Origin of the sequence: Kaistella sp. (assembly GCF_032060305.1) — a bacterium.
Taxonomy (GTDB): Bacteria; Bacteroidota; Bacteroidia; order Flavobacteriales; family Weeksellaceae; genus Kaistella; species Kaistella yananensis.
This window is the reverse complement of sequence record NZ_DAMBHK010000091.1, coordinates 2,673-7,291: the sequence shown is the minus strand read 5'-3', so window position 1 is coordinate 7,291 and position 4,619 is coordinate 2,673. Positions and strand designations below refer to the sequence as shown.

The 4,619-nt window shown below is 39.0% G+C and carries 5 protein-coding genes; 1 reads left to right on the top strand and 4 read right to left on the bottom strand.

The genetic code is table 11. From position 1 onward, the window contains the following. Nucleotides 1-58: 58 nt before the first annotated feature. From paaC to hutI, 4 genes are all read right to left on the bottom strand, one after another. On the bottom strand, nt 59-808 hold the full coding sequence (gene paaC / locus V5N63_RS10605; RefSeq protein ID WP_265144999.1) for a 1,2-phenylacetyl-CoA epoxidase subunit PaaC: 750 nt from the start codon (nt 806-808) through the stop codon (nt 59-61). Nucleotides 809-892: 84 nt separating this feature from the next. Continuing rightward, entirely contained in the window at nt 893-1,174 is a 282-nt protein-coding gene (gene paaB, locus V5N63_RS10600; protein ID WP_332030725.1) for a 1,2-phenylacetyl-CoA epoxidase subunit PaaB, read from the bottom strand. A 33-nt stretch (nt 1,175-1,207) separates the two neighbouring features. Continuing rightward, on the bottom strand, nt 1,208-2,278 hold the full coding sequence (locus V5N63_RS10595) for a DUF695 domain-containing protein (RefSeq protein ID WP_332033917.1): 1,071 nt from the start codon (nt 2,276-2,278) through the stop codon (nt 1,208-1,210). A gap of 3 nt (nt 2,279-2,281) precedes the next feature. Continuing rightward, nucleotides 2,282-3,505, bottom strand: coding sequence for an imidazolonepropionase (gene hutI / locus V5N63_RS10590; protein WP_332033916.1), 1,224 nt, complete (start codon nt 3,503-3,505; stop codon nt 2,282-2,284). 149 nt (nt 3,506-3,654) lie between these two features. Between hutI and ruvB the strand changes: the two genes are divergently transcribed. After that, the coding region (gene ruvB / locus V5N63_RS10585; protein ID WP_332033915.1) for a Holliday junction branch migration DNA helicase RuvB at nt 3,655-4,619 on the top strand (965 nt) is incomplete at its 3' end.

Below are 4,619 nucleotides of genomic sequence, written 5' to 3'. Positions count from 1 at the left end.
TCGGGGATTTCAGCCAGTATGTCGAGAAGGTTGTACATTATTTACTTTTGATGAAAGATTACCAAACACAATTCGGATACGTTCGCTGCATATATTGCAATTCGCAAAGGATGTAACCAAAATATTCTGTGTGATAGCCGGTTCTGGAACCTTTCTGCATGAATTCGTTTTCCGGAATTTCAATACCGAAATTTCTGAAATCCTCTGCAACCAAAAATTTCCAGTTTTCATAGAGATCCTGTGCATTTGGCGCGATTCCGAGTTGGCTAAGATCCTTTTCGCCTTCGGTTTCTGCAAACATTCCGGCGGTGTATTCCCAAAGGTTTTCTACTGCATTTTTCAGCCGTGTCTTGCTTTCTTCTGTCCCGCCGGCAAACATTTTAATCCATGTTGAAGTGTGCGTATAATGGTATTTTACTTCTTTCAGGGATTTTTCTGCAATCGCAGCCAACTGGGCATCTTCACTCACCTGTAAAATGGTATACAGAATTTTCTGATAAACGGAGAAGAAATATACTTTCAAAATTGTCTGTGCATAATCACCGTTTGGCATTTCCGAAAGCTGGCAGTTCAAATATTCTTTTTCCAAACGCAGGAAAGCAAGATCGTCTACTGTTTTTCCCAAATCCTGAACCTTTGCAGCATATTGATACAGATTGTTACTTTGCCCAAGATAATCGAGTGCGATATTGGTGAGTGCGATATCTTCTTCCAGATAAGGTCCTTGTCCGCAGAGTTCGCCCAATCGTTGCCCGAAAATCAGCGTGTCATCGGCAAGTTTTAAAAGATAATTAAAAAGTGGATTCATTTTTTTTTAAGATTTAAGAGCCAAGGTTTAAGAGTCGAGATTGTTAGTCTTAATTCTTTGTTCTTTAAACTTGTTTCTAAGAATTTACATATTTTTCACGTCGTTCGGGATTTCGTAAAAAGTCGGGTGGCGATACAATTTATCGTCTGCCGGATCGAAAAATGCTTCCTTGTCAACGCCCTCTGAAGTTACCATATATTTGCTCGGAACTACCCAAATCGAGGTTCCTTCCATTCTTCTGGTGTACACATCGCGTGCGTTCTGCAGGGCCATTTCGGCGGTTGGTGCCTGCACCGTTCCTGCGTGTTTATGGGAAAGTCCAGGTTTTGTTTGAATGAAAACTTCCCACATTTCTAAGTTGCTCATTGTATTATTTTTGAGGCGTTAAGATAATTAATTTTAATGAATTCCGTATCGCTCAAAGGATTGCCAGTATTTGTCTTTATAAATTTCGAAAGTGATATTGTATTGTGGATATTTGCGAGTGGTTTCTGCCAGAATTTTTGAAATCTTCCGGAAATCTTTGCTGGCAAAGTATATTTCTCGAATGTGTTCTGCGGTTTCTCGTCCGATATTTAGGTCTCCTTCTTCAGGTTTTAAATCTATAAGTATTTCATCTTCAATAGCATTTAGCATTTCGTAATCTTCGTTATCAGGAAAACCACTTTCTTCATCTCCTTTATATTCAATTCTTAATACGGAAATCCATGGATGGGAAGCTTTTTTGTCCCATCGCAACAAATCTGTATTTACAGTTGCAAGTAACGGAAAGCCATTTGTCAATGTAGCTTCAAAAAGAGAATAAGAATCTTCGTTTGTTTGAATTTTAGATCCTTTGTATTTTTCTATAAACTCTCTTTCGCGCCAGTTTAAATAATCTTTAAGCTTTTCAATAGGAATTAACTCCTTTTCTGCCTCACCTTTTCCAGCAATTCTAAAATTATCAATTTGCGTTAAAAAATTCAGTTCGCCGAGATAATTATCAATGAAGATGAAGGTTCCGTTGGCGATTTCATTTCTGTTGTCATCATTTAAATCTTCATGAATAAATGTTAAATCAATTTCGTCAGGATAATTCTCATCATCATTGGAATAAAAGAAAATGTTTTCTTTCGTGAATTCAAAATCTTCCATTGTGATAGAAGTGTTTTTAATGTCAGATTCTGGTTTTAAAGCAGTAAACCGCCAGTTTTCCAATGACGGAGCAGCTTCAATAAGTTCTTCTGCGTACACAATATCTTTAATGTTTCCATCAACAGTGATGATGAGTTCGGCCGTGTTTTCATCAAACATTCCTGTCAGATAAAGTAAATCCTCATTTATGGATTTCAATTCTGGCGCAATGATATCTAGAAATTTTTCTTCAATATCTTCGTGAGTTTTTACAACTTGAAAAAACGTTTCTTTATTTTCGCTAAAAAACGTCCAAAACTTTTGGTAGGACGTATTTTGATCTGATGTTTCTTTCATATTTTAAATTTTTTCTCCGTCAACGAAAACGTTTGCTGCAATCAAGCTACCTTGTTGGTAAAGAATATTCTGAAAATTATCGGTTTTGAAGGTTACAAAATCTGCTTTTTTTCCTTTTTCCAGTTTTCCGCGATCTTCCAAACCAAGCGCAAAAGCCGACCGGAAAGTAATTCCCGCCAAAACCTCTGCCGTAGAAAGCTTCTCGAAAGTTGCCAAAATTGAAGCTTGGGTAATAAGATTTCCCATAGGCGCGGAACCCGGATTCCAGTCGGATGCGATAGCTAAAATGCCGTTTTTGTCTAAAATTTTTCTCGCTGGTGAAAATTTTTCTCCCAATCCTAAACTTGCTCCGGGAAGTGCAATCGCCACGGTTTCTGATGATGCGAGAAACGCAATATCTTCATCAATAGTGGCTTCCAAATGATCGGCCGATTTTGCGCCAACTTCCACAGCAATCCTCGAACTTCCGGATGTAAACTGATCAGCGTGAACGGTAATATCAAAGCCCATTTCTTTGGCTTTCATAAGGAAATCTTGGCTTTCTTCCGGTTGAAATGCAGATTTTTCAATAAAAATATCTACACGCTTCGCAAGTTTTTCTTCCTTTACTTTAGGTAAAATTTCATTTAAAATATATTGAAGATATTGCACATTATCACCTTCGAAATCTCGTGGTTTCAAGTGGGCGGAAAGGCAAGTCGGAACTAAAGTTGCTTTGGTAAAATTTTGCGCTTTCTTGATCACGCGGAGCATTTTCAGCTCGTTTTCCACATCCAAACCGTAACCGGATTTTATTTCAATCGTGGTAATTCCTAAAGAAATTAAAAAATTAATTCTTTCTAAAGTGGTTTTCAGCAATTCGTCCTCCGAAGCTGCTCGCGTATGTTGCACGGAACTCCAGATTCCGCCGCCACTTTCGGCAATTTCCAAATAGGTTTTTCCGGCATTTCGCATCGCAAAATCATTGGCGCGCTTTCCACCGAAACAAATGTGCGTATGTGCATCGGTGAAAGCAGGAAGAGCAACTTGCGACCCTGTGATATTTTCAATTTGAGCGGTTGGATATGCTGTTTTTAAACCGTTAAAATTTCCAACATCAACGATCTTTCCGTTTTCGGAGAGAATTCCTCCATTTTCGATGATTTCGAGTTGTTCATCTGCCAATTTCCCCCGCAAAGGCAGATTGGCAAGCGTCAGGATTTGTTTGAAAGGTCCAGTTATTTTCATATTGGTAAATTTAACATTTAAACATTATGCCCGCAAAGTTTTTTTATCAATGGATAAACTAAGCCTTATGTATGATGGATTTATTGATGGTCTTGTGTTTAGATAATTAAAATGAATTATCTTTGATTCATTAAAATTAAAACAAAAAAATGCCAGATTTTCTTCACCCTGATCAAGAAAATTTTTCCGACGAGGAATTGTTACAAGAAGAAAAAATCCGCCCGCAGAGTTTTGGCGATTTTGCTGGCCAGCGCAAGACCCTCGATAATCTGGAAGTGTTTGTAGCTGCTGCCAAAAATCGTGGTGGCGCGCTGGATCATGTGCTTTTGCATGGTCCGCCGGGATTGGGAAAAACTACTTTAGCCCACATCATCGCGAATGAATTGGGTGTAGGATGTAAAATTACTTCGGGTCCGGTTTTGGATAAACCCGGAAGTTTGGCAGGACTACTCACCAATTTGGATGAAAACGATGTTTTGTTTATTGATGAAATCCACCGATTGTCGCCGATTGTGGAAGAATATCTGTATTCCGCGATGGAAGATTTTAAAATCGATATCATGCTGGAAAGCGGTCCCAACGCGCGTTCGGTACAAATTGGCTTAAATCCTTTTACCTTGGTCGGCGCAACCACCCGTTCCGGAATGCTGACCAAACCCATGTTGGCAAGATTCGGAATCCAATCGCGGTTGGAATACTACACCGTTGAACTTTTAGGAATGATCATCGAAAGAAGTGCGCGAGTTCTTGGCGTTCCGATTTATGAAGATGCTGCATTGGAAATCGCCAGAAGAAGCCGTGGAACGCCAAGAATTGCAAACGCTCTTTTAAGAAGAGTTAGGGATTTTGCAGAAATAAAAGGCAACGGCGAAATCGAAATTGAAATTACCAAATTCGCATTAAATTCATTAAATGTTGATGAATTCGGATTGGATGATATGGACAATAAAATCATGCGTGTGATGATCGAAAATTTCCGTGGAAAGCCAGTGGGAATTTCAGCTTTAGCTACTTCGATTGGTGAAAATCCTGAAACTTTGGAAGAAGTGTATGAACCATTTCTCATTCAGGAAGGTTTCATTATCAGAACGCCGAGAGGACGGGAAGTAACGGA

Coding starts and splice junctions, on each gene's coding strand:
- V5N63_RS10595 (WP_332033917.1), bottom strand. CDS start 2,278: ATGAAAGAAACATCAGATCAAAATACGTCCTACCAAAAGTTTTGGACG.
- paaC (WP_265144999.1), bottom strand. CDS start 808: ATGAATCCACTTTTTAATTATCTTTTAAAACTTGCCGATGACACGCTG.
- hutI (WP_332033916.1), bottom strand. CDS start 3,505: ATGAAAATAACTGGACCTTTCAAACAAATCCTGACGCTTGCCAATCTG.
- paaB (WP_332030725.1), bottom strand. CDS start 1,174: ATGAGCAACTTAGAAATGTGGGAAGTTTTCATTCAAACAAAACCTGGA.